This window comes from Rathayibacter sp. AY1F6, from assembly GCF_002932035.1.
GTDB lineage: Bacteria > Actinomycetota > Actinomycetes > Actinomycetales > Microbacteriaceae > Rathayibacter.
Window position 1 is genome coordinate 393,854 of record NZ_PSVD01000001.1, and the last position, 26,715, is coordinate 420,568.

Consider the following 26,715-nt stretch of genomic DNA (forward strand, 5'->3'; position numbering starts at 1 on the left):
GCGCCGACTATCCTGACAACCGATGGTCTTCTCGCGTTATTCCGCTCCCGAGTTCGATCCGTACGGCGACGCCCGTGCGCTCCCCGGCGACGACGCCTGGCCCGCACCCCTCGCGGCCGGCGCTCTCGACGCCGAGGTCGGCCTGCCCGGCTCCAAGTCGCTGACCAACCGGGAGCTGGTGCTCGCCGCTCTGGCCGACGGGCCCTCCACGCTGCGGGCGCCGCTGCACTCCCGCGACAGCGCCCTGATGGTCGAGGCGCTGCGCTCGCTCGGCACCACGATCCGGGAGTCCGGCTCGACCGGCGGCTTCGGCGCCGACCTGGTCGTGGAGCCCGCGGAGGAGCTGCTCGGCTCGACGACGATCGACTGCGGGCTCGCGGGCACCGTGATGCGCTTCGTCCCGCCGCTGGCCGGCCTCGCGCTCGGCCCCACCACCTTCGACGGCGACGCGTACGCGGCGAAGCGGCCGATGGGGGCGACGATCGCCTCCCTCCGCGCGCTCGGCGTCGACGTCGCCGACGACGGCCGCGGCGCGCTCCCCTTCACCGTCCACGGCTCCGGGGCCGTCCGGGGCGGCGACGTCGTCGTCGACGCCTCGCGGTCGAGCCAGTTCGTCTCGGCGCTCCTGCTGGCCGGCGCCCGCTTCGAGGAGGGACTGCACCTGCGCCACGAGGGCAGCGCCGTCCCCTCCCGGCCCCACATCGACATGACCGTCGCCGCACTGGCGGCACGGGGCGTCGAGGTCGGCACGCCCGCCGACGGCGAGTGGACCGTCGCGCCGCAGCCCATCGCCGGCGCCGACGTGCTGATCGAGCCCGACCTCTCGAACGCCGCGCCGTTCCTCGCTGCGGCCCTCGTCACGGGCGGCCGCGTCCGGCTTCGCCACTGGCCGGCCGTCACCACGCAGGTCGGGGCGCACCTCGAGCGGATCCTGCCGCTGTTCGGCGCCCGCGTCGAGCGCGACGGCGAGGACCTCGTGGTCACCGGCGGCGACGAGATCCTGGGCGTGGACCTCGACCTGTCGGAGGGAGGCGAGCTCGCCCCCGCCCTCGCCGCCCTCGCCGCGCTGGCCTCCACTCCCAGCACCCTGACCGGGATCGGCCACATCCGCCACCACGAGACGGACCGCCTCGCCGCCCTCGCCGCCGAGATCACCGGCCTCGGCGGCCGGGTCACGGAGCTCGAGGACGGTCTGCGCATCGAGCCCGCCGAGCTCCACGGCGGCCGCTGGCGCACCTACTCGGACCATCGCATGGCCCACGCCGGCGCCCTGATCGGCCTCGTGGTCCCCGGCGTGGTGATCGAGGACGTCGCGACGACAGCGAAGACCCTCCCCCAGTTCCCGGAACTGTGGACGACCCTCGCCGGATCGGTCTGACCCGTGTCGTGGTGGACGGACAGCGGCCTCGACGCCGACGGTGCTCTCGACGACTTCGACGGGTACGACGAGTCGGACGCGCGGGTGCGCCCGAACCCGAAGGGCACGAAGCCCCGGACCAAGAACCGGCCCGCCTACGAGGACGCAGAGATCGCGATGGTGCTCGGCGTCGACCGGGGTCGCTACACGGTGATGATCGGCGACGGGACGCCCGAGGAGCACGAGTTCACGGCGGCCCGGGCCCGCGAGCTGCGGCGCCAGGCGATCGTGGCCGGCGACCGCGTCGACGTGGTCGGGGACTCCAGCGGCGACGAGGGGACGCTCGCCCGCATCGTCCGCATCCGCGAGCGGTCGACCCTCCTCCGCCGCAGCGCCGACGACACCGACGCGATCGAGCGCGTGATCGTCGCCAACGCCGACCAGATGCTCTGCGTGGTGGCCGCCGCCGACCCCGAGCCCCGGACCCGGCTGGTCGACCGCTACCTGGTCGCCGCCTTCGACGCCGGGATCACTCCGATGCTCTGCATCACCAAGACCGACCTCGCGGACCCGGCCCCGTTCCTCCGCAACTTCGAGGGGCTCGACCTCCGCGTGTTCCTCTCGAGCCAGGACGAGCCGCCGGTCGACGAGATCGCCGACGCCCTCCTCGGCCACGAGACCGTGGTCGTCGGGCACTCCGGAGTCGGCAAGTCCACCCTCGTGAACAAGCTCGTCCCGGACGCGCACCGGGCCATCGGGCGCGTGAACACCGTGACGGGCCGCGGTCGGCACACCTCGTCCTCCACCGTCTCGCTCCGCGTGGAGCGCGGCGACCGGCACGGCTGGGTCATCGACACCCCCGGCGTCCGCTCGTTCGGACTCGGCCACGTGAACACCGACAACATCCTCGGCGCGTTCACGACCCTCGCCGTGATCGCCCGGGACTGCCCGCGCGGCTGCACGCACCTGCCCGACTCCCCCGACTGCGCCGTCATCGAGGCTGTCGAGGGCGGACTGCTGGGCGCCAGCGGACCGGAGCGCCTCGACTCGCTCCAGCGCCTCCTGACCACCTTCGCCACGACCGACGGAAGCAGACGATGACCGACCTCTCCCCCCTCCCCGCCGAGGCGCGCCTCGCCGTCGGCGACTCCGCTCCGGAGTTCACGCTGCCGAACCAGGACGGCGAGCCCGTCTCGCTCACGGAATACCGCGGACGGCGCGTCATCCTGTTCTTCTACCCCGAGGCCGACACCCCCGGCTGCACCACGGAGGCCTGCGACTTCCGCGACAACGCGGCGTCCCTCCGCGACTCCGGCTACGAGGTCCTCGGGATCTCGCGGGACGCCCCGGAGGCGCTGCGCCGCTGGGCCGACGCCCAGGGCATCGCGTACCCGCTGCTGAGCGACCCCGACATGACCGTGCACCGCGCGTACGCGGTGTGGGGCGAGAAGAGCCTCTACGGCAAGACCGTCGTCGGCGTGCTGCGCTCGACGTTCGTCGTCGGAGCCGAGGGAGCGCTCGAGTTCGCGCAGTACGGCGTCCGGGCGACCGGGCACGTGCAGGCGCTCCGCAAGAAGCTGAAGCTCGTCTGACCCCGGGGCGCGCGGTGCAGGTCATCGTGCGCCACCGGCTCTCGGGGTTCCGCTCATCTGCGAGCATCTCTCATGTCGACGTGAGCGGCACCGCCCGGTGCCCCGTCGGGACGAGGGGTGGTCAGGGTGCGCTCGAATGCTCGCAGGACGACGGCCGCAGCGGCGATCGCGGTCGTGGCCGCTGTACTGGCGGGCTGCATGCCACCGGAGCCGGCGCTCACCGCCGCCAGGGTGCTGCAGGCGGTGTCCGTCGCCGTCTCGTCCGACGGGGGTGTCCGTGCGATCGAGGGGACGGCCCTCGCCGTCGGCGACGACCCGTCCGACGCCTCGGCGACCACCACCGTCTACGATCCCCCCGAGGTCGCCGCCGACCTGCCGGTCCGTGTCCGGCCCTCGTGGCGCACCGCCGACGCCTCGGGCACCGATCCGGCCGACCTCGCCGGGCGCTCGGGTCGGATCGAGATCTCGCTCGCGGTGGAGAACCTGACGGTCCGGCCCGAGGAGGTCGCGTTCGACGCGGCCGGTCGTGCAGCCCGCCGCAGTGCACTCGTCGGCGCTCCGCTGACGATCGCAGCCTCCGCGGTCCTGCCGGGCGTCTCGCCGAGTCGCGTCGTCACCGAGAGCGAGTCGGGTGCCGTCACCAACGGCGTGCTCAGCCGTGACGAGCACGGAGACGCCGTCGTGCAGTGGGCCGCTCTCCTCGCTCCCCCGGGCGGTGGCGCGACGGCGACGCTGACCCTCGTCGCCGACGTCGCCGACTTCGCCGTCCCCGCCTTCGACCTGGCGGTCCAGCCCGGCCTGAGCACCGACCCGACCACCGAGGGGGCGCTGGGCGCCGCGTTCGACTCCTCCGACGCCTCGCCGCTCGCCCTCGAGCGCCGCACGATCGAGGTCGTCACCGCGGTGGACGACCTGCTGACGCAGGCCGGCACCACCGTCGCCGAGGTGCGGGCCTCGCTCGACGCGACCTCCGAGACTCTCGGTGTCCGCGCGGCCGAGGAGCTGCGGGCCGGCGCCGCCTCGACGGCGGCCTCGATGCAGAGCCTCTCCGGGCAGCTCGGCGCGCTCCGGGCGCAGCTGTCGTCGACGGTCTCGGGCACCGAGTCCGGCCTGCTGGCGCAGCTGTCCGAGGCGATCGACGCGGTGGACGCCATGCTGGGCGACACATCGGCCGCGGTGCCGCCGCCGACGGTCTCGGGCAGCGGATGCGGACTCGCCGTCGACGGCGGCCGCACCGGCTCGATCCACTCGGAGCTGCTGCGGCTCACGGCCGAGCTCGACGCGTACGGGACCGCGGCCGAGTCCTGCCGCGACGAGGTCGTCGCGGCTCTCCGTGCTGCCGCGGGGCCGGCACAGCCCTCCGCCGAGACCTGCACGGCACCCTCGATGACATGCTCCCTCGCCGCCTCCGGAGCCGCCGTCGACACCGTGCTGCTCGGGATGCTCGATCGCGGGCAGGACCTCGTCGACTCCCTGCAGCCGGAGCTGATGGACGGCGTGCAGGCCGGGTTCGCCGCCCTCGCGAGCAGGGTGGACGCCGCGTCGGCCTCGGTGGACACCCTGGCCGACCCGGAGGGATCCGTCACCCGGGCACTCGCCGCCCTGTCGGCGACGCTGGACGAGCTCGACGCGGACACCGCGGGCCTGGAGACGACGGTCGCCTCGGTCGGCACCGCCGCCACGACCGCCCTGGACGAGCTCGGCACGCCGACCAGCACGGGGTCGCTGTCGGCGCAGAACCAGGAGCTGGCCGATCGGCTCTGCGAGCTGTCGCCGGCGACACAGTCCCCTGCTGCCGCACCCACGCCGACCGGGCGCCCGACGCGCGCACCCGTGGAGGTGACCCGGGGCTCCGTCGAGGAGCTCCGCGCCTACCTGACCGCGACGCCCTGCTCCGGCACGGGCCGCCTCGACGCTCCCGACGGCTATCCGGCCCCCCTGGCCGACCGGCTGAGCGACCAGGTCCACGCGTGGACCGCCGTCGCCTCCACCGTCGGCAGCACCGGCGCTAGCGCCGACCTCGCCGCCCTGCGCGCCGCGCTCGCCACGGTCCGCGGAGGCGTGGCCGAGGCCGGCGCGACGGCCGGCTCGGACGACACGCGCCTCACCGGCCTGCTCGCCTCCCTCCGCACCGGCGTCGACGCGCTGACCGCTCAGCGCGACGCACTCGGCACCCGCATCGACGCTCTCGGTGCCCAGCAGGACGCTCTCGCACCGGCGATCCAGAATGCGTTCGCCGAGGCGGACACGGCAGCCGCCTCCGCGGTCACCGCACTCCTCGACGAGCAGGTGCGGCGGATCTCGACGCGCTCCGGCGCCGACGCCGACGCGGTCGTCGCGATGTTCGACCGGTCGGTCTCGAGCCTGCGCACGGCCTCCTCCGGCATCCGCTCCGACGGTGCAGCGACGGTGGACGCCGGGCACCGGGCTCTCCGCACCGCGGAGGCCCGGATCGGCGGGGCCGTCTCTGAGCGGACGCGCGCCTCCCTGGCCGGCATCGCGACGACGATCGACGCCTCGACCCGCGACACCGACGCGGCCGCCGCGCTCCTCGCAGCCGATCTGCACAAGGTGCTCCTGGACCTCGGCGACCGGACGGTCGGCGGCTCCGGCCTGCTCGGATCGATGACCACGAGTGCCGCGAAGGTCGGCACCGCCGACGTGCAGCTCGCCCTCGCCTCGCAGAGCGCACGGGGCTACGCCGCGGTGCGGTCCGAGGACGTCTCGGGCATCCTGCTGGCGCAGGCCCAGGAGCGGGCCTCCCTCCGCGCCGGGGATGAGCTTCCCGCGTTCCACCTCGACCTGCCCGAGGGCACGCGGACCCGGACGGTCTACTCCTTCCGGATCGGGGACGAGCGATGACCCGCCTGGGCAGGCGCGCGGCGCAGCACCCCCGCACCGCCCGACGGAGCCCGATGCTGATCGGCGGCGCCGTCGCCCTCCTCGGCGTCAGCGGTGCCCTCGTCTCCCTCCTGCCCCCGCAGTCCGCCCCGATGACGGAGGTCGCCGCTCTCCCGGTCGGCTTCTCGTGCGCCCGGGTGCCCGAGCAGCTGACGCTCGGGGTGGTGGTGTCGCTCAGCTCGGCTCCGGGCGAGGGCGCGGAATGGAAGGACGCGGCGAACGGTGCCGTCGTCGCAGCGCACCGGTCAGCGATGGGCGGCTGCGAGATCGGTCTCGTCGCCGTCGACGACCACGGGACGCCCGAGGGTGCCCGCGCCGCCGTCGAGGAGCTGACGGGGCAGGGCGTGTCCGGCCTCGTCCTCGCGACCCACGGCACCCACACCGCTGCGGCCGTGGACGCCGCTCGGGCAGCGGGGACAGCGGCCGTCCTCCCGTACGGAGGCGGCCCCGCCCTGCCCGGCGACGGCGTCTGGTCCCTCGGACCCGACACCGCCTCGGCCGACGCGGCACTCGTGGAGGAGGCCGGCGGAGGCGCCCGGGTACTCCTCGTCGACACCGGTGGAGGCACCCCGACCGGTCTCTCGCCCGCCGCGACGGTGGCCGCCGATCCGGGCGCCGCCGCGGACGTGATCATCACCGCCGCCCGCCCGCACCTCGAGGGCGAGCCGGCGGTCGAGCGCGTCGTCGTGTCCGGCCCCGCCGCGGCGCAGGCGACGGCGGTCGCCGCTCTGCAGGCGGCGGGGGCGTCCGTCCCGATCCTGCTCACGCCCGACGCACTGAGCCCCGCCTTCGCTCCCGCCCTGGCCGCGGCCGGAGGCACCCTCTCGGGAGATCTGACGACGATCGGCACGGATTCCGGCGACGCGGTCGCCCTCCGCGGCGACGAGCGCGGACGCGCGGCCTCCGCGTTCCTCGGGGCCGTACGGATGACCGCCGACGATGCCGCGCGGACGACCCTCCTCGGCGACCGCGCGTTCCGCGATCTCGCCGCGGTCGCGGACGCCCCCAGCCACGACGCCGTCGTGGCGCTCGTGCGAGCCGCGGCCGTCGCAGGCAGCAGGGAACCCTCCGCGATCGCCGCCGCACTCCGGGGATCCACGATCGGACCGGCGGACGGCCTCGCCGGTCCGCCGCTCGACTTCGGCGCCGCGCACGCTCTGGACGCCCCGGCACTCCCCCTCCACTCCTCGCCGCAGCGTCTCGGCCTGCGGCCCGCCGACCCGCCGCTGCTCTGGTTCGCCGGACAGCCCCGACCGTGAGCCCCCGGTGCGACTCCTCCTCGATCTCGACGGCACTCGCTCCGACATCGACCTCGGCCGCCACCGCGACTCCGCGACACTCGGCGAGCTGATCGCCACCGCCACCGGGCACCGCCTCCCGCCCGGGACGGCCCTCGCCGTCGACACCGCCCTGCATCCTGTGGAGACCCGGCTGGCCGATCTGCTGCTGCTCGAGGGAACGCGGATCGCCCGCTCCCCCCTGCCCCGACCTGCCGCGGCCCGCGGGTGGACGGCCGTGCTGTCGGGCGGTCTCGGCGCGGGAGCCGTGGTCGAGATCCCGCGGGCCCGCGCGCTGATCGTGGGCCGCTCCCCGCACGCCGACGTCGTCCTCGACACGGCGAGCGCCTCCTGGGAGCACTTCTCGGTGACCCGCGAGGGCGACGGCCTGCGGGTGCGCGACGCCGACAGCACCAACGGCACTCTGGTCGACGGCGTCTCCGCGACCGGGGACGGGGTCCTCGTCTCCGACGCCGTGGTCGTGATCGCCGGTGGGGCGGCTCTCCGACTGCGCCCCGCGCCTCCCGAGCTCCTCGCGCCCGAGCCGGGGAGCACGGACAACGTCACCGCGACGGCGACCGTGCCCTTCAACCGGCCGCCGCGACCGGGACGTCCGGCGGCCGGCGAGGCGGTCGTCCCGCCGGCCCGCCTCGAGATCGCCTCCGCCACGACCTTCAGCGTGATCACCGTCGCCGCGCCGCTCGTCCTCGCCTTCGCGATGGTCCTCATCATGGGCGATGCGCGCTACGCCCTCTTCGCCGCGCTCAGCCCCGTGGCCGGGGTGGGCATGTGGTTCGAGCAGCGGCACCGGCACGCCCGAGCGACCCGGTCCGAGGAGCAGCGCTACGGCGAGGCGCTGCAGACGCTCCGCGACGACATCGCCCGTTCCGCGCGTGTCGAACGGGCCCGCCTCGAGGAGGACGCGCCCGACCCGGCGACGACGATCCGCCGGGCGGCGCTGCCCGCCACGTCGCTGTGGCAGCGGCGCGCGACCTCCGCCGATGTGCTCCGCCTGCACATCGGCGTCGGCGACGTCCCGTGGTCTCCCCCGCTCGATCAGCGCGGAGTGCCGCGGCTCGAGGAGGAGGTGCGCGCGATCCTCGCGGTGAGCGTCGTCCCGAGCGCGCCGGTGTCCATCGATCTCGCGGACTCGGGCGTCGTCGGGATCGTCGGCGACCGCGAGGGCGGCCTCGCTCTGGCGAGGAGCCTGCTCTGCCAGGCGGCGGTCCACTGCGGTCCGGCCGACCTGGCGATCGGGGTGTTCGGCGACCGGCGACGCGACTCCGACTGGAGCTGGGCCTCCTGGCTCCCCCACACGCGTCTGCCCGGGGGCGGACGCCGCCTCTCCGACCGGCGCGACCGCAGCTCCGAGCTCCTCCGCGCCCTCCGCGACGAGGACTCGCCGCGCGTGCTCCTGGTGCTCGACTCCGACGTGCTGACCGAGGGACGCGCCGCTCCGGCGCGCGAACTCCTCGGACTCGGCCGCGGCGAGCGCGAGGCGGCGACCCGGATCTCCGGCCTCGTCCTCGCGGCGTCGGAGGAGCAGCTCCCCGCCTCCTGCACGGTCGTCGTCCGGGTCGGAGCGGACGCCTCGGCGGTCCTCTCCCGGCCCGACGAGCGGATCACCGTCGAGGACGTGGTGCTCGCCGGTCTCGCCTCCTCCACGGCCGAGCGCTGTGCGCGCGACCTGGCGCGCTTCGAGGACCCGGAGCTCGTCACCGCGGGGGCGGCCCTCGCCGCGCTCGTGCGGCTGCCGCCGCTCCTGGGCGCCGATCGTCCGACCGCCGCGGACGTCCGGGGGTGGTGGTCGAGCGCCCGGGGCGTGCGCGCGCCCGTCGGCTCGTCCGAGCACGGTCCGCTCGTGCTCGATCTCGTCGCCGACGGCCCGCACGGCCTGGTCGGCGGCACCACGGGCTCGGGCAAGAGCGAGTTCCTGCGCTCCTTCGTGGCCGGCCTCGCGGCCTGGAACGATCCGACGCGCCTCACCTTCGTGCTCATCGACTTCAAGGGAGGTGCAGCGTTCGCGTCCTGCGAGCGGCTCCCGCACACGATCGGCACCATCAGCAACCTCGACGCCCAGCTCGCCGACCGCGCGCTGCGCTCGCTCCAGGCCGAGATGCGGCGTCGTCAGCGGCTCTTCGCCGCCGCCGGCGAGGGTGTCGACGACCTCGACGCGTACTGGGCCACCTCGCCGCCGGAGCCGATGCCGCGGCTCCTGCTCGTCGTCGACGAGTTCGCCGTTCTCGCGAAGGAGCATCCCGACGTCCTGACGTCCCTCGTGAGCGTCGCCGCGGTCGGCAGGACGCTCGGCGTGCACATGATCCTCGCCACCCAGCGTCCTGCCGGAGTGGTGAACGACGACATCCTCGCCAACACCAACCTCCGCGTCGCCCTCCGGGTGCAGAGCCGGGACGACTCCGCCGACGTGATCGGAGTCGCGAGCGCGGCCGGGATCTCCCGCTCCCAGACCGGCCGAGCGTACGTGAAGCGGGGCCAGAACGACATCTCGCCCGTCCAGACGGCGCTGGTCACCGGTCGCGCGGAGGCGCCGGCCGTCGAGGCGATCGAGGTCCGCCCGGTCGGACCCACGGGCGTCCCCGTCGAGGGCCCCTCCCCGGTCGCCGCCGACGAGACGGCCCCGACCGATCTCGACCTCCTGATCGACGCGGTGGTCGAGGCGGACGCCGCTTCGGGCTTCGGCCCTCCCCGCCCGATCTGGCCGGAGCCGCTCGAGGACACCATGGCCCTCAGCGGGTTCGGTGCGGAGGAGTCCGACCTCGGTCGCGTCGTCGGCGACGTCCTGCACGTCGCACTCTCGGACGACCCCGACCGGCAGCGCCGGACGCCGACCGGCTGGGATCTGGGCGAGGGGAACCTGCTCCTCATCGGCATCCCCGGCAGCGGCACCAGCACGGCGCTCGCGTCGATCGGACTGACGGCCGCCCGCCACTTCCCCCCGGACGAGCTCGACCTCTACGTCCTCGATGCCGGTTCCCGCGACTCCGCCCCGCTCGCGCGACTCCCGCACACCGTCTCCTACGTCGGCGCAGGTGGCGTATCCCACGAGAAGCAGACCCGGTTCCTCCGTCACCTGCGCGACGAGGTGCGCCGGCGCCGAGCATCGCCCGGGGGCCACCGTCGTGCGCTGGTGCTCATCGACGGTCTCGCGACTCTGAAGGACGAGTTCCAGGACTGGGAGGGCCTGGCTCTGATGGAGGCGTTCACTCGCGCTTACGCCGACGGACCGGAGCTCGGCATGCACTTCGCGGTGACGAGCACCCGGGCGAGGGCGATCCCCTCGGTGATGGAGGAGGTCACGACGCAGAAGTGGCTGTTCCGCCTCGCCGACCCGCAGGACTACGCCGCCGCCGGGGTGAAGCCGGTGCAGGCGCCGGCAGCGGTGCCGGGGCGCTGCGTCATCACCTCGTCGCTCCTGCAGACGCAGGTCGCGACTCCGAGGGCCGGTCTCGACGACGCGATCGCCGAGCTCGCGGCCGCCTGGCCGGACGCGCGCGGCAGGACGAGCACGGTCGGCACGCTTCCCGACAGGGTCGCCGTGAGCGCACTCGGGATCGAGGCCTGCTTCGATCGCGAGCCGTGGCTGCTCCCGATCGGCCTCGGCGAGTCGGACCTCGCCCCGCTGGCGTTCCAGGTCTTCGAGGGCGAGCACGTCGTCATCGCCGGACCCGCCCAATCGGGCAAGTCGACCGTGCTGCTCGCCCTGGCCGAGGCGGCGCGGGCCGCCGGCTCGGTCGCCGTCTGGGGAGTGTGCGATCGACGCTCCCCGCTGAGGGGCGCCGACCTCGACCGACTCGCTGTGGGCGCGGAGGAGCTCCGCACCCTCCTCGCGTCGCTGTCGACGGAGGAGGGCCCCGTGCTGCTCCTCCTTGACGACGCCGAGCGCTGGGACGACACCGACCAGGCGCTGATGAGGCTGGTCTCGTCGGGTCGCCCGGGACTCTGCGTCGTGCTGGCCGGCCGGTCGAGCGAGCTCCGCAGCCATTTCGGGAACTGGACGAAGAAGGCGGCGGCCTCCCGCTCCGTGCTGCTGCTCCAGCCCGACGTCGACAACGACGGCACTCTCCTCGGCGCGCAGATCCCGCGGCGCTTCCCCGTCCCGCCCACGGTGGGCCGGGGCTTCGTCAGCCTCGACGGCGAGATCCACTTCGTGCAGTCGGTCTCGCCGACGCCGGCGGACGGCGGCTGATCAGCGCCCTCGGGCGGGTGATCGCGCCTCCGCCACCGAGTCGATCGGCGCGTCCTCCTCGAGAGCGCTCCGATCACTCCGAGACGCACCGATGGAGGTGCGCGGAGGAAGGAGCGCGGAGACGACGAGCACGTCCCGCCCCCGCTCGCCGGAGCACGCAGGGGCGGGACGGCCGGTCAGCTCCCTCCGCCGGCGGCGAAGATGTTCTGCGAGATCGTCGCCAGCTGGCTGCGCAGCTCCTCGAGCTCCTGCTTGGCCTTCTCGAGGGCCGACTTCGTCTCCGGCCAGGTCGACGAGCGGAACTGCGAGGCCAGCGGACCGTCCCAGACGTTCGGATCGGACAGTGTCCGCCCCTGTGCGTCGAGCCGGCTGATCTGATCGGCGAGGCCGCCGTTGACGATCGACTGGATCTGCTGGATCGCGGACTTCGCCTCGTCGGTCGAGAGAACACGTGACATGGATCACACCTTTCTACCCCTGCGGACGGGACCGTCCCGCCCGCTCCCCCCTCCACCGTCGTTTCATGAGGATGTCTCGTCATGGTAGAAGGCAAGACAGCACAGACGGCTCGCGTGGCGTCGACGGCTCGACACTGGCGCGGGAGGTCGACTCACTCGCGAGTGGTGATCGCGAAGGGACTGCTCGAGAGGTCCGAGAACGCGCCCACTCGGGCGCGCAGCTCGCAGGACGGAGTCACCGTGAGGGCGGTCACCGTCAGCCCGTCGGACGACACGGCGACCGCGCCGCTGCAGCCGTCGCTGAACCGCACGCCCTCCACTCCGCCCGCGATCGCGTCGAGCATGCTGCTCGCCGGCGCGGACGACGGCGTCGCCAGCAGGGGATTCACGGGGTCGGCCCCGCTCGGCCAGACCGGCACCAGCGTCACCGGCAGCGGGGTCCGGCCGACCGTCCGCGCGGGAGTCTCGATCCGCACATCCCGCAGCCGCTGCACGGGATACGCCGTCCCGGTGACCGCAGGGTCGGCCACGGCCTGTGCCGTCGCAGACGCTGCCGCCGCCAGCCACCCGTCCAGGGCGCTCTGCTCGGCCACCGCGATCGGCACGGTCGCCGTGACGTCGACGATCCCCTGCGCCGGGACGTGCAGGTCCGTCAGGCTCCAACCGCAGCCGACCCCGACTCCGGTGACGCTCGGCCGGTTGCGCACCGCCGTCACTCCGGACCAGCTGGCCGCGGGGCACGCCGCCGCGGCGTCCGGGCCCGGCAGCACCTCGAGGAAGGACCCCGAGAGGGGCGCGCTCTGGGCGGAGTAGGAGATCTCGACGACCACGGCCCGTCGCTCCGCGTCCCAGGTGGCCGATCGCGTCACTCCGAGGCCCGTCGGCAGCGGCCGGTCCTGCTGCCGGGCCGACAGGTCGGCATCCGGCGCCGAGGCCCGTGCTCCGCCGCCGCGCGGCTGGACGGCGAGGAGCACCGCCCCGATGAGCAGGACGCCGGCGCCGAGGGCGGCGAGGATCATCCGCAGACGTCCGCCGCGCCCCCGCCGAGCTGGAGCCTCGAACGGCCGTTCCACCAGGCGCAGCTCGCGGCGCGGCACCGGGCGGAGCACGGTCGCCTGCGACGACGGGCCGAGCTCGGGAGCGGGCCCCTCCTCCACCGGCTCCGACGACATCTCCACCGCCATCCCGCGGAGGACCGTGCCCGGGCGCTCGGCCTCCTCGAACTCCGCCGCGCCCGCCGCGAGCGGCAGCGCCGGCAGCCCGGCCAGCGCCGGGGAGAGGCGTCGCAGGATCCCCGCCGCCTCCGCAGCCGTCGGCCGCGACGCCGGATCCTTCGCGAGCATCCGGTCCAGGAGCGACGCGAGCCGCGGCGGCAGATCCAGCGGCGGCGGGAGCATCGCGACGTGCCGGTAGGCGACCGCGACGTCGGCGCCGGGGCCGGCGAACGGGGTCCGGCCGCACAGCAGCTCGTAGAGCAGGATCCCCGTCGAGTAGACGTCGCTCGGCGGGCCGGCTGCTCCGGTGGCGAGCATCTCGGGCGAAAGGTACTCCGGCGTCCCGATGACACCCGTCGTCGCGCGCGGCCCCTCGGCGACCACGTGAGCGATGCCGAAGTCGGAGACGCGGACGGCGGAGCCCGCATCGTCCGCACCCTCCGCGAGCAGGACGTTGTCGGGCTTCACGTCCCGGTGGACCGTGCCGATCGCATGCGCGGCGGCGAGAGCGTCGAGGATCGAGGCCGCCACGGGCAGCGCATCGACCGCCGGGAGGGTGCCCTCGTCCCGCAGCAGCTCCCGCAGCGATCCGCCGCCGACGAGCTCCATCACGATCCCGAGCGTCTCCCCCTCCACGACGAGGTCGAGCACCTCCACGACGTGCGGGTGCCGCAGACGGGTGAGCACCGACCTCTCACGGACGAACCGCTCGACCAGGCCCGCGTCGTGCACGTGCTCACCGCGGAGGAGCTTCGCCGCGCGGTCCGGCCCCTGCGCGTCGGCGACGCGCCACACCTCGCCCGCGGCACCCGAGCCGATCCGCTCGAGCAGGCGGTAGCGCGCCCCCAACGGATCCCCGGCACTCCTCGCCATGCCGCCTCCCGATTCGAGCTTCCGTCATCTTCGAGAGGAAGCGTAGCGGAGACCGCTCGGGCGGATCAGCGGTGGCGCATCGGCCGGATCAGAACCCCTCGTTGGCGCGCGGTGCGTAGTCAGCGCCCAGCGCCTCCAGCTCGTCGGCGGTCAGCTCCACGTCCAGCGACGCGACCGCGTCGTCGAGGTGGTGGAGCTTCGTGGCTCCGACGATCGGAGCGGTGACCGCCTCCTGCTGCCGGACCCAGGCGAGCGCCACCTGCGCACGGGGCACGCCGCGCTGCTCGGCGATGCGTGCGACGGTCGCGACGGTCCGCCGGTCGGCCTCCTCCTGCTGGCGGTAGAGGGTGCCGCCGAAGACGTCGGTCTCGGTGCGCGCCGTGGTCTCGTCCCAGTCGCGGGTGAGCCGGCCCCGGGCGAGCGGCGACCACGGGATCACGCCGACTCCCTGGTCGACGCAGAAGGGGTGCATCTCGCGCTCGTCCTCGCGCTGGATCAGGTTGTACTGGTCCTGCATCGAGACGAACCGCGTCCAGCCGCCCAGATCCGCGGTGTACTGCGCCTTCGCGAACTGCCACGCCCACATGCTCGAGGCGCCGATGTAGCGCGCCCTGCCCGAGCGGACGACGTCGTGGAGCGTCTCCATCGTCTCCTCGATCGGCGTCTCGGGGTCCCAGCGGTGGATCTGGTAGAGGTCGACGTAGTCCGTGCCGAGACGCCGGAGGCTGTCGTCGATCGCGCTGAGGATGTGCCGCCGCGAGAGGCCGCCGCCGTTGGGGCCGGGGCGCATCCGCCCGTGGACCTTCGTGGCGATCACGACCTCCTCGCGGACCGCGAAGTCCGCGAGCGCCCGGCCGACGAACTCCTCGCTCGTGCCGTCGGAGTAGACGTCCGCCGTGTCGAACGTGGTGACGCCGAGCTCCAGCGCCCGCCGGAGGAAGGTCCGCGACTCCTCCTCGCCCATGCTCCAGCCGTGGGCACCGCGGTCGGGAGCGCCGAAGCTCATGCAGCCGAGGACGATCGAGGAGATCTGCAGGCCGCTGGAGCCGAGTCGGGTGGAGTCCATGCGCGTCGCTTCCGTGTCGAGGAGGGGGTCCCTCCAGCGTCGCACCCGCGAGCGGCGGCGCGCCAGCCGTCCGGCTACACGGCCGGATCGCGACGAGTGGCGGCGACCACGCTCGGGAGGAACAGCGCGACGACGGCCACCGCGGCCGGCGCCAGCAGCGCCCAGCCGATGTCGGGCACGGCGTACTGGCCCTGGAAGGCGCCGAGCGCCACGGCCATCATCACCAGCTGGATCGTCAGCGCCGACGCGCGCATCCAGCCTCGCCGTCGCACGGCGCCGAGCGTCGTCGCGGCGGCCCAGCACACGGCGATCAGCGTGAGGACGACGATGGCGATCCCTCCGCCGACCGTGTCGGCCCGGGTCGTCAGCAGCTCGAGCACGAGCCACGCCGCGACCCCGGCGACGGCGAGCGTCTCGAGGGCCAGGACCGCGATCAGCACCACCAGACCGAGCGGCCGTGAGGCGGTCGGGCGGGGTCCGCGGGACCCGTTCGCGTCAGCGGTCACAGGCACATCCCATCCAGGACTCTTGATTCGGGCTCATCCCCGTGACAGGCTAGTCCAGTTCGTTTCACCGCTCACAGGGTCGTGGGTTTCCGCCGATGTGAACATCCGATCCCGCCGCGCCGTCAGGCACGGGGGCGAGCCGGATGACCAGCACTGGAGCCGGGTGGCCGACGCAGTGCTCACGCATCGCGTCGAGTGCACCGGCAAGAACCGAGCGTTCTCCCGTCCACCACCCCGATCCACCCCGCGCTCCAGCACGGGGCCTCGTGGCGTGCGCCGGTGAGGGCGCGGAGGTCGAGTACTGGTCGGGATCGTCGGCGTGGATCGATCATCCCACCCGAACACTGCGTGGTTCCTCCACGCACGCCTTCACACAAGGAGCACCCGCATGGACTGGCGCGACAAGGCCGCTTGCCTCACCGCAGACCCCGAGCTTTTCTTCCCGGTCGGCAACACCGGCCCGGCCGTGGACCAGATCGAGAAGGCGAAGTCGGTGTGCGCACGCTGCACCGTCACCGAGGTCTGCCTCCAGTACGCCCTCGAGACCGGCCAGGACTCGGGCGTGTGGGGCGGCCTCAGCGAGGACGAGCGTCGCGCCCTGAAGCGCCGCGCCGCCCGCGCACGCCGCGCCTCCTAGGCGCACGAGCCGCTCGGCGGCACGAACGATCCCGACCCCCGTCGCCTCTCGGCAGCGGGGGTCGCGTCGTCTCCGGGCTCAGGAGCGGGCGCGCTCCAGCCACCGCAGCGGCACCTCGATGGTGACCTCGGTGCCGCGCCCGACCAGCGTGTGCCAGTCGATGGTGCCGCCGAGCTCGCCCTGGATGAGCGTGCGCACGATCTGCGTGCCCAGGCCCGATCCGACCTTGCCCTCCGGCAGCCCGACGCCCGTGTCGCGCACCTTCACCGTGAGCTCGTCGTCGCTGCGCGAGGCGACGATCTCCACGTCGCCCTCCCGTCCGGCCAGGCCGTGCTCGACGGCGTTGGTGACCAGCTCGGTCAGGGCGAGCGCGAGCGGAGTCGCGTACTCGCTGGGCAGGTTGCCGAAGCTCCCCGTCAGCTTCGGGTGCACCGTGGTGTTGTGGGTCGAGGCGACCTCGGCGATCAGCAGCAGCACCCGGTCGAAGACCGCGTCGAAGTCGACGTTCTGGTTCAGCCCCTCCGAGAGCGTGTCGTGCACGACCGCGATGGCGGCGACGCGGCGCATCGCCTGCGTGAGCGCCTCCCGGGCGAGGTCGGAGTGGGTGCGCCTGGCCTGGATCCGCAGCAGCGAGGCCACGGTCTGCAGGTTGTTCTTCACGCGGTGGTGGATCTCGCGGATCGTCGCGTCCTTGGTGATGAGCTCCCGCTCCTGGTGGCGCAGCTCCGTCACGTCGCGGCACAGGACGACGGCGCCGACCCGCTCGCCGCGGTCGCGGATCGGGATCGCGCGCAGCGACACCGTCACTCCGCGGGCCTCAATGTCGGTGCGCCACGGCGCCCGGCCGGTCACGACCAGCGGGAGCGACTCGTCGATGACGACCTTCCCCGCGATCAGCTTCGTGGTGACCTCGGCGAGCGACTCCCCCTCGAGCTCGTCGGCGAAGCCGATGCGGTTGAACGCCGAGAGGGCGTTGGGGCTCGCGAACGTGGTGACGCCGTCGACGTCCAGGCGGATCAGTCCGTCGGACGCGCGCGGCGCCCCGCGACGAGGACCGGTCGGCGCGCCGAGGTCCGGGAAGTCGCCCGAGGCGATCATCGAGAAGAGGTCGTTCGCGCAGTCGTTGAACGTCAGCTCCTGCCGGCTCGGCGTGCGCGTCTCGCTGAGGTTGGTGTGGCGCGTGACGACCGCGATGGGGCGGTCCGTCGTGCCGCCGTCGGAGGCCCCCAGGCGGCGCAGGACGGGCACCGCGCGCACGCGGGTGGGCGTCTCCTCGAACCAGTCCGGGGCGGAGGTGTCGACGATCCGCGCGGTCTCGAACGCCTCGACGACCTGGGCGCGCCACTCCGACTTGATCCTCTGCCCGACGAAGTCGCGGTAGAAGAGCGTCGCCGCGCTGCTGGGGCGCGCGTGGGCGACGGCGACGAAGCTGTCGTCGGCCGTGGGCACCCAGAGCACGATGTCGGCGAAGGCCAGGTCGGCGAGCAGCTGCAGGTCGCCGACGAGCAGGTGCAGCCATTCGACGTCCGCTTCGTCGGATCGGCCGTGGGAGAGGACGAGGTCACTGAGGGTCGACACCCGACAAGCCTAGGGCGCGGCCGGGCGGTGCACGCCGGGCTCGCTGTCCACAGCTCGGGACGGCCGACGATTATCCACAGTCTGCGCCTCTGCACTCCATGAGCATCCCTCGACTGCTTCGATGAGGTCGTCCTCGCGTGCCGACCCAGCGCGCCCCGCCCGTCGAGCAGAGAGGTGACCCGGACCCGTGAACAGCTCGTCCTGCCCCAGGAGATCGCCGCATGAGCCTTCCCCTCCACGCCTTCGACTACCGCACCCTCCCCCTCGACCCCGAGGCGGCCGTGGAGCGGCTCACCCTCGCGGAGTTCTTCGCCCCGCAGCCTGCGACCCGCGCGGAGCTGCCCGACCCGGAGCCCCTGCTCGCCCGGCTCACGCACCTCGTGATCGAGATCCTCGAGGGCTCGCGCGAGATCGACCAGATCGCGCGGTGGCTGAGCGACGAGGTCTACCACCACCTGCAGAAGCGGGTCGTGCTCGCGGCCCGCGCCCGCAGCCTGCGGAAGCGGACGGCGCAGCGCGTCCCGTTCACGGTCGGACGGGTGATCGTCACGGAGCCGCGGGACGGCGTCGTCGAGGGAGTGGTCCTGGTGCATCACCGCGCACGGAGCCGGGCCGTCGCGATCCGGCTCGAGGGCACGGACGCGCGCTGGCGTGCCACCGCGATCAACGTGCTGTGAGGAGCGGGTCAGCGCTCCCGGACGGCCGCAGCGGCCGGGAGCACGATCTCCACTCCCCTGTCGCGCAGGGCCTCCTCGAGCTCCGGGGGCGGCGGTGACGAGATGATCCGCGCGACCGAGCTCCGCGACCTCCTCGGGGACGGCTTCACCGCCGCCGACTACGACCACATCGGCGGACTCCCTCCCCAGCCCGGCTCGCAAGCGGTGTGCGCAGCGGTGGAGTCGGCGCTCGAGGCCTGCTGCGTCCCCGGGCTCGTCCTCGAGACGGACCGGCCGACGACGATCGGCCTCGGCGACACCTTCGCCGGCGGCTTCGTCTCGGCTCTCGCGCGCGGCGAGTCCTGACGGCGGGCGAGGCCGGGCTCCGAGCCTCCGCAGGAACGCCGACGGCCCCGGACACCCGCTGCTGCGGGACCGGGGCCGAGGGCGTCGTCCGGGGAGGACTCAGCGGCGCTTGGACTGCGCGCGTCGCTCCTCGCGGTTGGCGGGGGCGTCCGAGCCGCCCGGCTTCTGGCCGAAGGCGCCGGTCGTCGGAGTCTCCTCCGCCTCGCCCTCGGGGAGCGCCTTGCGGGCCTCCTCGGCGCGGGCCTTCGCGGTGGCCGCCTGCTGCACCTGTCCGCGCTGGTCGCGGACCTCGACGCCGCCGGTGTCGCTCGGGGCCGAGTAGCTGAGCTTCTCGGCCGGAGCGACCGGCTGAGCGAGGCCCTTGGCCGCGACTCCGGCGACCTCGCCCTGCTTCTGGGTCACCTCGACCTCGAGGTTGAAGAGGAAGCCGACGGTCTCCTCGCGGATCTGCCCCATCATCTGCTGGAACAGGGCGAAGCCCTCGCGCTGGTACTCGACCAGCGGATCGCGCTGGGCCATCGCGCGCAGGCCGATGCCGTCCTTGAGGTAGTCCATCTCGTAGAGGTGGTCGCGCCAGCGGCGGTCGATCACCGAGAGCACGACGCGGCGCTCGAGCTCGCGCATGGCGGGAGAGCCCAGCTGCTCCTCGCGGTGCTGGTAGGCGAGCTGCGCGTCCGAGAGGATCTCGCGGCGCATGAACTCCTTGTTGATGCGGCCGCGGCTGCCCGCCTCCTGCACCACCTCGTCGATGGTGAGGCTGATCGGGTACAGCGTCTTCAGCTCGGTCCAGAGGGCGTCGAAGTCCCAGTCGTCGCCGTTGCCGTCGCCGGTGTGCACCTCGAGGATCTCGTCGATCACGTCGACGAGGAACTTCTGGGTGCGCTCGTGCAGGTCGTCGCCCTCGAGGATGTGGCGGCGGTCCGAGTAGATCGCCTCGCGCTGGCGGTTGAGGACGTCGTCGTACTTGAGGACGTTCTTGCGGATCTCGGCGTTGCGGGCCTCGACCTGCGACTGGGCGCTGCGGATGGCGCGCGAGACGACCTTCGACTCGATGGCGATGTCGTCCGGGACGTTGCCCCGGCCCATGAGCGCCTCGGCGGCGCCGGAGTTGAACAGGCGCATGAGGTCGTCGGTGAGCGAGAGGTAGAAGCGGCTCTCCCCCGGGTCGCCCTGGCGGCCCGAGCGTCCGCGGAGCTGGTTGTCGATGCGGCGCGACTCGTGGCGCTCGGTGCCGAGCACGTAGAGGCCGCCGGCGGCCTGGACCTTCTCGGCCTCCTCGCCCACCTTCTCCTTGACGGCGGCGAAGACCTCGTCCCACGCGGCCTCGTACTCCTCCGGGGTCTCGGAGGGGTTCAGGCCCTTGGCCGTCATCTCGGAGACCGCCAGGAACTCGGCGTTGCCGCCGAGCATGATGTCGGTGCCTCGACCGGCCATGTTGGTCGCGACGGTGACGGCGCCGAGGCGGCCGGCCTGGGCGACGATGGCCGCCTCCCGCGCGTGGTTCTTGGCGTTCAGGACCTCGTGGCGCACGCCCTTCTTGGCGAGCAGGCGCGAGAGGTACTCGCTCTTCTCGACGCTGGTCGTGCCGACGAGGACCGGCTGCCCGGCCGCGTGGCGCTCCGCGATGTCCTCGACGACCTGGGCGAACTTGACCTGCTCGTTCTTGTAGACGAGGTCGGCGTTGTCGATCCGCTGCATCTTGCGGTTCGTCGGGATCGGGACGACGCCGAGCTTGTAGGTCGACATGAACTCGGCGGCCTCGGTCTCGGCCGTTCCGGTCATGCCGGAGAGCTTCGCGTAGAGGCGGAAGTAGTTCTGGAGCGTGACGGTGGCCAGTGTCTGGTTCTCGGCCTTGACCTGCACGCCCTCCTTCGCCTCGATGGCCTGGTGGATGCCCTCGTTGTAGCGGCGTCCGGCCAGGATGCGGCCGGTGTGCTCGTCGACGATCAGGACCTCGCCGTTCAGCACGACGTAGTCCTTGTCCTTCTTGAACAGCGCGCGCGCCTTGATGGCGTTGTTGAGGAACGAGATCAGCGGGGTGTTCGCCGACTCGTAGAGGTTGTCGATGCCGAGGTAGTCCTCGACCTTCTCGATGCCGGGCTCGAGGACGCCGACGGTGCGCTTCTTCTCGTCGACCTCGAAGTCCTCGCCCTCGTCGAGGCGCTTGGCTAGGTTGGCGAACTCCGCGAACCAGCGGTTCGCCTCGCCCGACGCCGGTCCGGAGATGATCAGCGGGGTGCGGGCCTCGTCGATGAGGATCGAGTCGACCTCGTCGACGATGGCGTAGAAGTGGCCGCGCTGGACCATGTCCTGCGCCTGCCACGCCATGTTGTCGCGGAGGTAGTCGAAGCCGAACTCGTTGTTCGTGCCGTAGGTGATGTCGGCCGAGTACTGCTCACGGCGCTGCTCCGGGGTCTGGCCCGAGAGGATCACTCCGGTCGTCATGCCGAGGGCGCGGAACACACGCCCCATCAGCTCGGACTGGTACGACGCGAGGAAGTCGTTGACCGTGACGATGTGCACGCCGCGGCTGGCGATCGCGTTGAGGTAGGCCGGGAGGGTCGCGACGAGCGTCTTGCCCTCTCCGGTCTTCATCTCGGCGATGTTGCCCAGGTGCAGGGCGGCGCCGCCCATGAGCTGCACGTCGAAGTGGCGGAGGCCGAGCGTCCGGCGCGAGGCCTCGCGGACGGCGGCGAACGCCTCCGGCAGCAGGTCGTCGAGGGACTCGCCGTTCGAGTAGCGCTCGCGCAGCTCGACGGTCTCGTTCTTCAGCTCCTCGTCGCTGAGGTGCGTGAAGTCCTCTTCGAGGGCGTTGACGGCCTTCGCGTAGTTCTCGAGGCGGCGGATGACCCGCCCCTCCCCGACGCGAAGGACCTTTTCGAGGACAGAGGCCACGGGGTACTCCAAAAAAGTAGAAGACAGGAGTCGCGCGCCGGAGCGCGGACCGCGACCAGCCTAGCCGGGGCGGGCGGCGAGCGGTCGGGGCGACGCGTCCGCCCTGGGCGGACTCCCTGCCTGGGCACGGGGAGGGCCCCGGAGCGGATGCTCCGGGGCCCGGGGTCGGATCTCAGCCGGCGGCCTGCTCGGCGAGCTCGTCGGCCTCGTCGCCGAGGCCGATGACGCCGTAGTCCCAGCCCTTGCGGCGGTAGACCACGCTCGGGCGGTTCGTGTCGGAGTCGATGAAGAGGTAGAAGTCGTGTCCGACCAGCTCCATGTAGTCCACGGCGTCGTCGACGGTCATCGAGACGGAGGCGAAGACCTTCTTGCGGATGACGACGGGGCAGTACGGCTCCTCGACCTCGTCCTCGACCGGCTCCGGCGCCTCCTGCACGGGGATGACGCCTGTGCTCAGCTGCTCCAGCACCGCCGCGTCGGCCGGCTGGATGGCGACGACGCTGAAGTCGTCGGCGGCCGCGTCGCGGAGCGAGGTCGGCCGATGCTGGCCCCGATGGACCTTCTTCCGGTCCTTGGCGCGTCTCACCCGTTCGAGCAGCCGGCCGATGGCGACGTCGAACGCCGCGTACTTGTCGGCTCCGCTCGCCTCGGCCCGGACCACGGGCCCCTTGCCGATCAGCGTCAGCTCCACGCGGTCGCCGCCGGCCGAGCCCTTGCCCTCGGCGTGCCTGCTCGCCTTGATCTCGAGTGCGAGAGCACGATCGGCGAGGTGCGCCACCTTGTCCGACTTCTCCGTCGCGTACGCGCGGAAGCGATCGGTGATGTCGATGTTGCGTCCTGTGATGTCGATGTCCATGACAACCTCCCAGTCGAGTACGGCGTGCCGCCTTTCTCCGGGGCGGACCGTTCACGCCGTGCCCCCACCGTAGACCCCGGCCACCGGATCGTCACCGGGAGTTCGTCCGGATTCTGCTGCTACGTTCCCTCCTCGTTGCGCGGTGCCGGCCAGGGCCGCCGCGGCCCGGACCGTCCCGCCGGCCGCACGCACGGCGCGCCGGAGCTCGAGCAGGGTCGCGCCGGAGGTGACCACGTCGTCGACGAGGACCACCGGCGGCCACGACGAGAGCGGACGGCAGGCGCGGAACGCCCCGTCGAGGTTGCCGCGCCGCTCGATGCGGCCGAGCCCGACCTGGTCGCGGACCATCCGCGACCGCCGGAGAGGACGCGCCGCCCGCCCTCCCGCCGCGGCGACCAGCTGCGCGACGGGATCGGCGCCCCGCCGCACGCGGCCGAGCCAGGAGCCGGGCGGGACGACCAGGATCGCGGGGCTGCCGGCGAGCGCCGCACCCAGGGCGGGACGCAGCAGCGCGCCGAGCGGGGCGAGGCAGGCCGTGCGGCCCTCCTCCTTCAGCGCGACGACGAGGCGGCGCACCGTGCCCTCGTAGGGGGCACCGGTGACGACGAGGAGCGGATCGTCCGGCGGCCCGACGACGCGGGTCAGCAGGCAGGCCGAGGCGGCCGCGTCGGCCGAGCAGTCCGGACAGGGCGCCCGGCTCGTCGGCTCTCCGCAGGCGGGGCACTCCAGCGGGAGGAGGACGGCGAGGGCGTCGAGCAGGTGATCGGAGAGCATGCCTCCACGTTCGCCGTCCGGGCCGCGGCGCGGGGGGTGGATCCGTCGGATCGGGACGATCCGCCCGCCCGACGCGCCTGGGGAGGAGCATCCGGGGAGCGCCGCCGTCGGAAGGGCTCGTCGCCGCCGACAGGACCGGTCAGGACCCCATGCCGGTCTGCGCCGCGAGCAGCCGGATGTCCGTCGCGGTCGTCTGCCAGGCCGAGCCCCGCTGCTGCCGGAGCTCCCCGCCCTCGGCGAGGATGCGGACCTGGGTCGAGGTGTTGCCCGCGGCGATCTGGACCGTGCCCGTCGTCGTGCCGAGCGCCGTGGCGCCTCCGCCGAGCAGGTTCATCGTGACGGCGTCCTCCCCCGTCGAGCCGCGCACGACCGACACCACGTCGAGCTCGTCCGTCCAGGCCGCGGCGACCGCGGTCCCCAGGGTCGAGCGGAGGACGACCGGCTCGCCGACCGCCACCGGGTCGCCGTCCCGTGAGCGGGTGAGGCCGGCCACCAGCACCGTGGCCTGCTGCCCGTCCTGGGCGAGCGCCAGCATCCGGGTGCCGTCGCGCGACACGGCGATCGAGGCGAGCGACTCGACCTCGCTCCAGGCCGTCGCGACCTGCATCGAGCGCGAGCCGTCCGCGGAGTACGCCACCAGCTGCCCGGGCGAGGCCGACGGCACCGACCAGACGTACCCGAGCGGATCGATGGACGGCGCGACGAGGCCCGACCGCGCGTCGAGGAGGACGTCGGCACCGTCGGGCTCCACGAGGCTCACGCCCGCGGCGGTGAGCACGGCGGCCGATGCGTCCGAGTCGGCCCCGCGCTGCTCGCCGAGGACCGCGGCCCGCGGCTGCAGCGCCTCGATCCGATCCGAGATCCCGAGGCCGGCCAGCCCGGAGGAGCCGAGGAATCCGAAGGCGTCGTCGGTCAGCACGAGCGGCCGGGTGTCGACGCGGGGCGAGGTCGGCAGCCCGGTGACCTCGGAGGGGACGTCGATCGGGTTCTGCTCGACGGAGAGCGCGACTCCGGTGACGTTCGAGACGTTCGCGAGGCTCTGGTTCAGCTGCAGCGCCATCAGCCGCCACTGCGCCGGATCGGCCTCGAGCGCGGCAGGGTTCAGGTCCACCACGGCACGCTGCGACTCGACCGGGACGGTCTCGGCCGCCAGCGTCGTGCCGGTCGGGAAGGCCGACACGACGGCGGCGGAGTCCCGCAGCCACGGCGTGGGGCCGCGCAGCAGCTCCGTGACGATCGTGGTGCTGGTGGAGCTGTCGGCGCGCGAGGCGAACCAGCGCAGGTCCGGCACGAGGTACTGGTATCCGGGGTCGAAGAAGTAGAGCGCGTGCGTCGAGAAGACCTGCTCGAAGGTGGTGCGGTCGATCACCACGCCGCTCGGCGGCGCGCTGATGCGCCACTCGCCGTTCTCCTGGACGAAGCCGTAGTCGAGGGTCAGGCCGGCCGTGGTGGCGACGTCGGTGTAGACGCCGGTCGCGTCGACCTCGGCGACGGGCGTGATCGTCAGCGAGAGCGTGGATCCCGACTGCGGCGAGGCGGAGCGCTGGCCCTCGTCGACCGTGACGTGCTCGCCCGGCGTCCAGTCGGCTCCGGTGGAGAGGAACTCGCGGGCGATCTTGTAGTTGTTCTGCGGGCTCGACGCGGCGTCGATGAAGCCGGTCAGGATGTCGCGCTGCGACGCACCGACGGCGGGTCCCGACGGGAGGAAGTCGTACTGGAGGTCCTGCGGCGCGGTGTCGGGCCGTCCGACTCCGACGTCGCCGTCCCGCGGGATGCCGGCGCACCCGGCCAGCCCGAGCGCGAGCAGCGCGGCGGCCGCGGCGGCGCGGAGGACGCCGCGCCTCACGGGAGCACCCCCGCGGCCCCGACCGGAGGAGCCTGCAGCGGAGGGAGGACGATCGGGCCGCTGTAGGCCTGCTCGCCCGCGTCGACCGGGGGCAGCGGGAGCGGCGAGGCCTCGATCCGCTCGCCGCGGTGCCGGGGCACGGTCAGGCGGAAGCAGGCGCCGCGATCGGGCACGGACCAGACCTGCAGCCAGCCGTGGTGCAGGGCGGTGTCCTCCTGCGCGATGGAGAGGCCGAGGCCGGTGCCGCCGAGCGTGCGGCGGCGGGACGGGTCGGCGCGCCAGAAGCGGTCGAAGACGCGCACCACCTCCTCGCTGCTCATGCCGTGCCCGTAGTCGCGCACCGCGAGGGCGACCGCGCTGGCGTTGCTGTCGACGGTGACGACGACCTCGCGGCCGTCGCCGTGCTCGATCGCGTTGCCCAGCAGGTTGCGGACGATCCGGCGGATGCGGCGCGGATCGAGGTCGGCGTCGAAGTAGCCGCCCGGGGCGGAGAGAGTGAGCCGGGAGCCGTTCGCCTCCGCGATCCCGCGCATCGCCTCGATCTCGTCGCCGGCCAGCTTCACCAGGTTGACCGGCTCGAGCTCGAGCTCGGCCGATCCCGCGTCGTGGCGGGAGATCTCGAGCAGGTCGGCGAGGAGGCTCTCGAAGCGGTCGATCTGGCTGTGCAGCAGCTCGACCGTGCGCTCGGCGACCGGGGCGAAGTCCTCGCGCTGGTCGTACAGCACGTCCCCGGCCAGCTTCATCGTCGTCAGCGGCGTCCGGAGCTCGTGCGAGACGTCCGAGACGAAGCGCTGCTGGACCTGGCTGAGCGTCGCGAGCTCGCTGATCCGGTCCTGCAGGCTGTCGGCCATGCCGTTGAAGGACCGGGCGAGGGTCGCGATCACGTCCTGGCCCCGCTCGGGGATCCGCACGTCGAAGTCGCCGGCGGCGAGGCGCTGGCTCGTCTCGGCCGCGACCCGGACCGGGGCGACGACGATCCGCACGACGACCCAGCTGACCGCTCCGATCAGCAGGATGAGCAGGATCCCCGCCACGTTGAGCACCTGCTGCACGAACTGGAGCGTGCGCTCCGCGTCCGCGAGGGAGTAGCCGATGTACAGCTCGTAGCGCCCGGCCGAGCTCGGCAGCTCGAGGGTCGAGCCGACGAGGATGCCGGGCTGCTGCTGACCGGAGGCGTCGAGCGTCACCGACTGCCAGTACTGCCCGTCGGAGCCCGCCTGCACCCGCTCGCGCAGCGCGTCGCTGATCACGCCGTTCTGCAGCTCGCGGTTGTAGATGTCCTGAGGCGCCAGCGAGGACGCCTCCTGGTCGGGCGAGCGCACGACGGCGATCAGCGCGGAGGAGGAGGCGTCCCGGACGGCGGTGCGCACCGAGCTCATCACCTCCTCCATGTCCTGGCGGGTGGAGACGGTGGCGGCGTCGAGGTATCCCTGCGCGGCCCGGGTCGCGCGCGACGTGTCGCCCGTGACCTGCGTCAGCCGTGACTGGAACAGGTTGTCGCTGATGCTGTACGAGAGGTAGACGCCGGTCGAGCCGATGGCGATGCCGCTGAGCAGGACCGTGATCGCGACCGCGCGGAACTGCAGCGACGTGCGCCACACCCCGAGCACGCGGCGGGGCCACCGGCGCACGTCGGGAGCGGCGAGGCGCGGCACG

General features: G+C 73.5%; 19 protein-coding genes. 9 read left to right on the top strand and 10 right to left on the bottom strand.

All coding sequences use genetic code 11. The features are described from left to right. Positions 1-22: 22 nt before the first annotated feature. The 6 genes from aroA (at position 23) to C5C44_RS01825 (ending at position 11,334) form a co-directional block, all read left to right on the top strand. Entirely contained in the window at positions 23-1,378 is a 1,356-nt protein-coding gene (gene aroA, locus C5C44_RS01800; protein WP_104232787.1) for a 3-phosphoshikimate 1-carboxyvinyltransferase, read from the top strand. Positions 1,379-1,381: 3 nt separating this feature from the next. Beyond that, the gene (rsgA, locus tag C5C44_RS01805) at positions 1,382-2,458 is read left to right on the top strand and encodes a ribosome small subunit-dependent GTPase A (protein WP_104335151.1); all 1,077 of its coding nucleotides are present in this window, start codon (positions 1,382-1,384) and stop codon (positions 2,456-2,458) included. Beyond that, positions 2,455-2,949: a thioredoxin-dependent thiol peroxidase gene (gene bcp, locus C5C44_RS01810; protein WP_104225495.1), complete on the top strand. Its 495-nt coding sequence runs from the start codon at positions 2,455-2,457 to the stop codon at positions 2,947-2,949. Before rsgA ends, bcp begins: the two co-directional genes overlap by 4 nt. A 126-nt stretch (positions 2,950-3,075) precedes the next feature. After that, positions 3,076-5,811: a hypothetical protein gene (locus tag C5C44_RS01815; RefSeq protein WP_181132654.1), complete on the top strand. Its 2,736-nt coding sequence runs from the start codon at positions 3,076-3,078 to the stop codon at positions 5,809-5,811. Continuing rightward, positions 5,808-7,109, top strand: coding sequence for a hypothetical protein (locus tag C5C44_RS01820; RefSeq protein WP_146084285.1), 1,302 nt, complete (start codon positions 5,808-5,810; stop codon positions 7,107-7,109). Before C5C44_RS01815 ends, C5C44_RS01820 begins: the two co-directional genes overlap by 4 nt. Positions 7,110-7,116: 7 nt before the next feature. Then, complete coding sequence (locus C5C44_RS01825; protein WP_104335154.1) at positions 7,117-11,334, top strand: FtsK/SpoIIIE domain-containing protein; 4,218 nt, start codon at positions 7,117-7,119, stop codon at positions 11,332-11,334. A 176-nt stretch (positions 11,335-11,510) separates the two neighbouring features. Here the strand turns inward: C5C44_RS01825 and C5C44_RS01830 are convergent, their stop codons facing one another. The 4 genes from C5C44_RS01830 to C5C44_RS01845 form a co-directional block, all read right to left on the bottom strand. Next, a complete protein-coding gene (locus tag C5C44_RS01830; RefSeq protein WP_104224124.1) occupies positions 11,511-11,792 on the bottom strand; it encodes a pyrophosphorylase in 282 nt (93 codons plus the stop codon). Positions 11,793-11,944: 152 nt separating this feature from the next. Continuing rightward, on the bottom strand, positions 11,945-13,879 hold the full coding sequence (locus tag C5C44_RS01835) for a serine/threonine-protein kinase (protein WP_104268423.1): 1,935 nt from the start codon (positions 13,877-13,879) through the stop codon (positions 11,945-11,947). A gap of 88 nt (positions 13,880-13,967) precedes the next feature. Beyond that, on the bottom strand, positions 13,968-14,945 hold the full coding sequence (locus C5C44_RS01840) for an aldo/keto reductase (protein WP_104335155.1): 978 nt from the start codon (positions 14,943-14,945) through the stop codon (positions 13,968-13,970). Positions 14,946-15,019: 74 nt separating this feature from the next. Next, positions 15,020-15,451: a hypothetical protein gene (locus C5C44_RS01845; protein ID WP_104335156.1), complete on the bottom strand. Its 432-nt coding sequence runs from the start codon at positions 15,449-15,451 to the stop codon at positions 15,020-15,022. 388 nt (positions 15,452-15,839) lie between these two features. Here C5C44_RS01845 and C5C44_RS01850 point away from each other — a divergent pair, with 388 nt between their 5' ends. Further along, on the top strand, positions 15,840-16,088 hold the full coding sequence (locus C5C44_RS01850) for a WhiB family transcriptional regulator (protein ID WP_055788231.1): 249 nt from the start codon (positions 15,840-15,842) through the stop codon (positions 16,086-16,088). A 78-nt stretch (positions 16,089-16,166) separates the two neighbouring features. Here C5C44_RS01850 and C5C44_RS01855 read toward each other — a convergent pair whose 3' ends face one another. After that, complete coding sequence (locus C5C44_RS01855) at positions 16,167-17,666, bottom strand: sensor histidine kinase (RefSeq protein WP_104224128.1); 1,500 nt, start codon at positions 17,664-17,666, stop codon at positions 16,167-16,169. A 221-nt stretch (positions 17,667-17,887) separates the two neighbouring features. Here C5C44_RS01855 and C5C44_RS01860 point away from each other — a divergent pair, with 221 nt between their 5' ends. Together C5C44_RS01860 and C5C44_RS01865 are read left to right on the top strand one after the other, a co-directional pair. After that, positions 17,888-18,343, top strand: coding sequence for an Rv3235 family protein (locus C5C44_RS01860; RefSeq protein ID WP_219812326.1), 456 nt, complete (start codon positions 17,888-17,890; stop codon positions 18,341-18,343). A 102-nt stretch (positions 18,344-18,445) separates the two neighbouring features. Next, positions 18,446-18,688, top strand: a complete 243-nt coding sequence (locus C5C44_RS01865; protein ID WP_104224129.1) for a hypothetical protein — start codon at positions 18,446-18,448, stop codon at positions 18,686-18,688. Between the two features lie 99 nt (positions 18,689-18,787). Here C5C44_RS01865 and secA read toward each other — a convergent pair whose 3' ends face one another. The 5 genes from secA to mtrB all read right to left on the bottom strand — a co-directional run bounded on the left by secA (position 18,788) and on the right by mtrB (position 26,690). Beyond that, complete coding sequence (gene secA / locus C5C44_RS01870) at positions 18,788-21,583, bottom strand: preprotein translocase subunit SecA (RefSeq protein ID WP_104268421.1); 2,796 nt, start codon at positions 21,581-21,583, stop codon at positions 18,788-18,790. Positions 21,584-21,755: 172 nt separating this feature from the next. After that, positions 21,756-22,439, bottom strand: a complete 684-nt coding sequence (gene hpf / locus C5C44_RS01875) for a ribosome hibernation-promoting factor, HPF/YfiA family (protein ID WP_104224131.1) — start codon at positions 22,437-22,439, stop codon at positions 21,756-21,758. 51 nt (positions 22,440-22,490) lie between these two features. Continuing rightward, positions 22,491-23,213 carry a ComF family protein gene (locus C5C44_RS01880; protein WP_104224132.1) on the bottom strand — a complete coding sequence of 241 codons (723 nt, stop codon included), beginning with the start codon at positions 23,211-23,213 and terminating at the stop codon, positions 22,491-22,493. Between the two features lie 139 nt (positions 23,214-23,352). Next, a complete protein-coding gene (locus C5C44_RS16850; protein ID WP_181132656.1) occupies positions 23,353-25,059 on the bottom strand; it encodes an LpqB family beta-propeller domain-containing protein in 1,707 nt (568 codons plus the stop codon). Next, positions 25,056-26,690 carry an MtrAB system histidine kinase MtrB gene (gene mtrB / locus C5C44_RS01890; protein ID WP_244230606.1) on the bottom strand — a complete coding sequence of 545 codons (1,635 nt, stop codon included), beginning with the start codon at positions 26,688-26,690 and terminating at the stop codon, positions 25,056-25,058. The genes C5C44_RS16850 and mtrB overlap by 4 nt, the downstream gene beginning before the upstream one ends. Positions 26,691-26,715 lie beyond the last annotated feature (25 nt).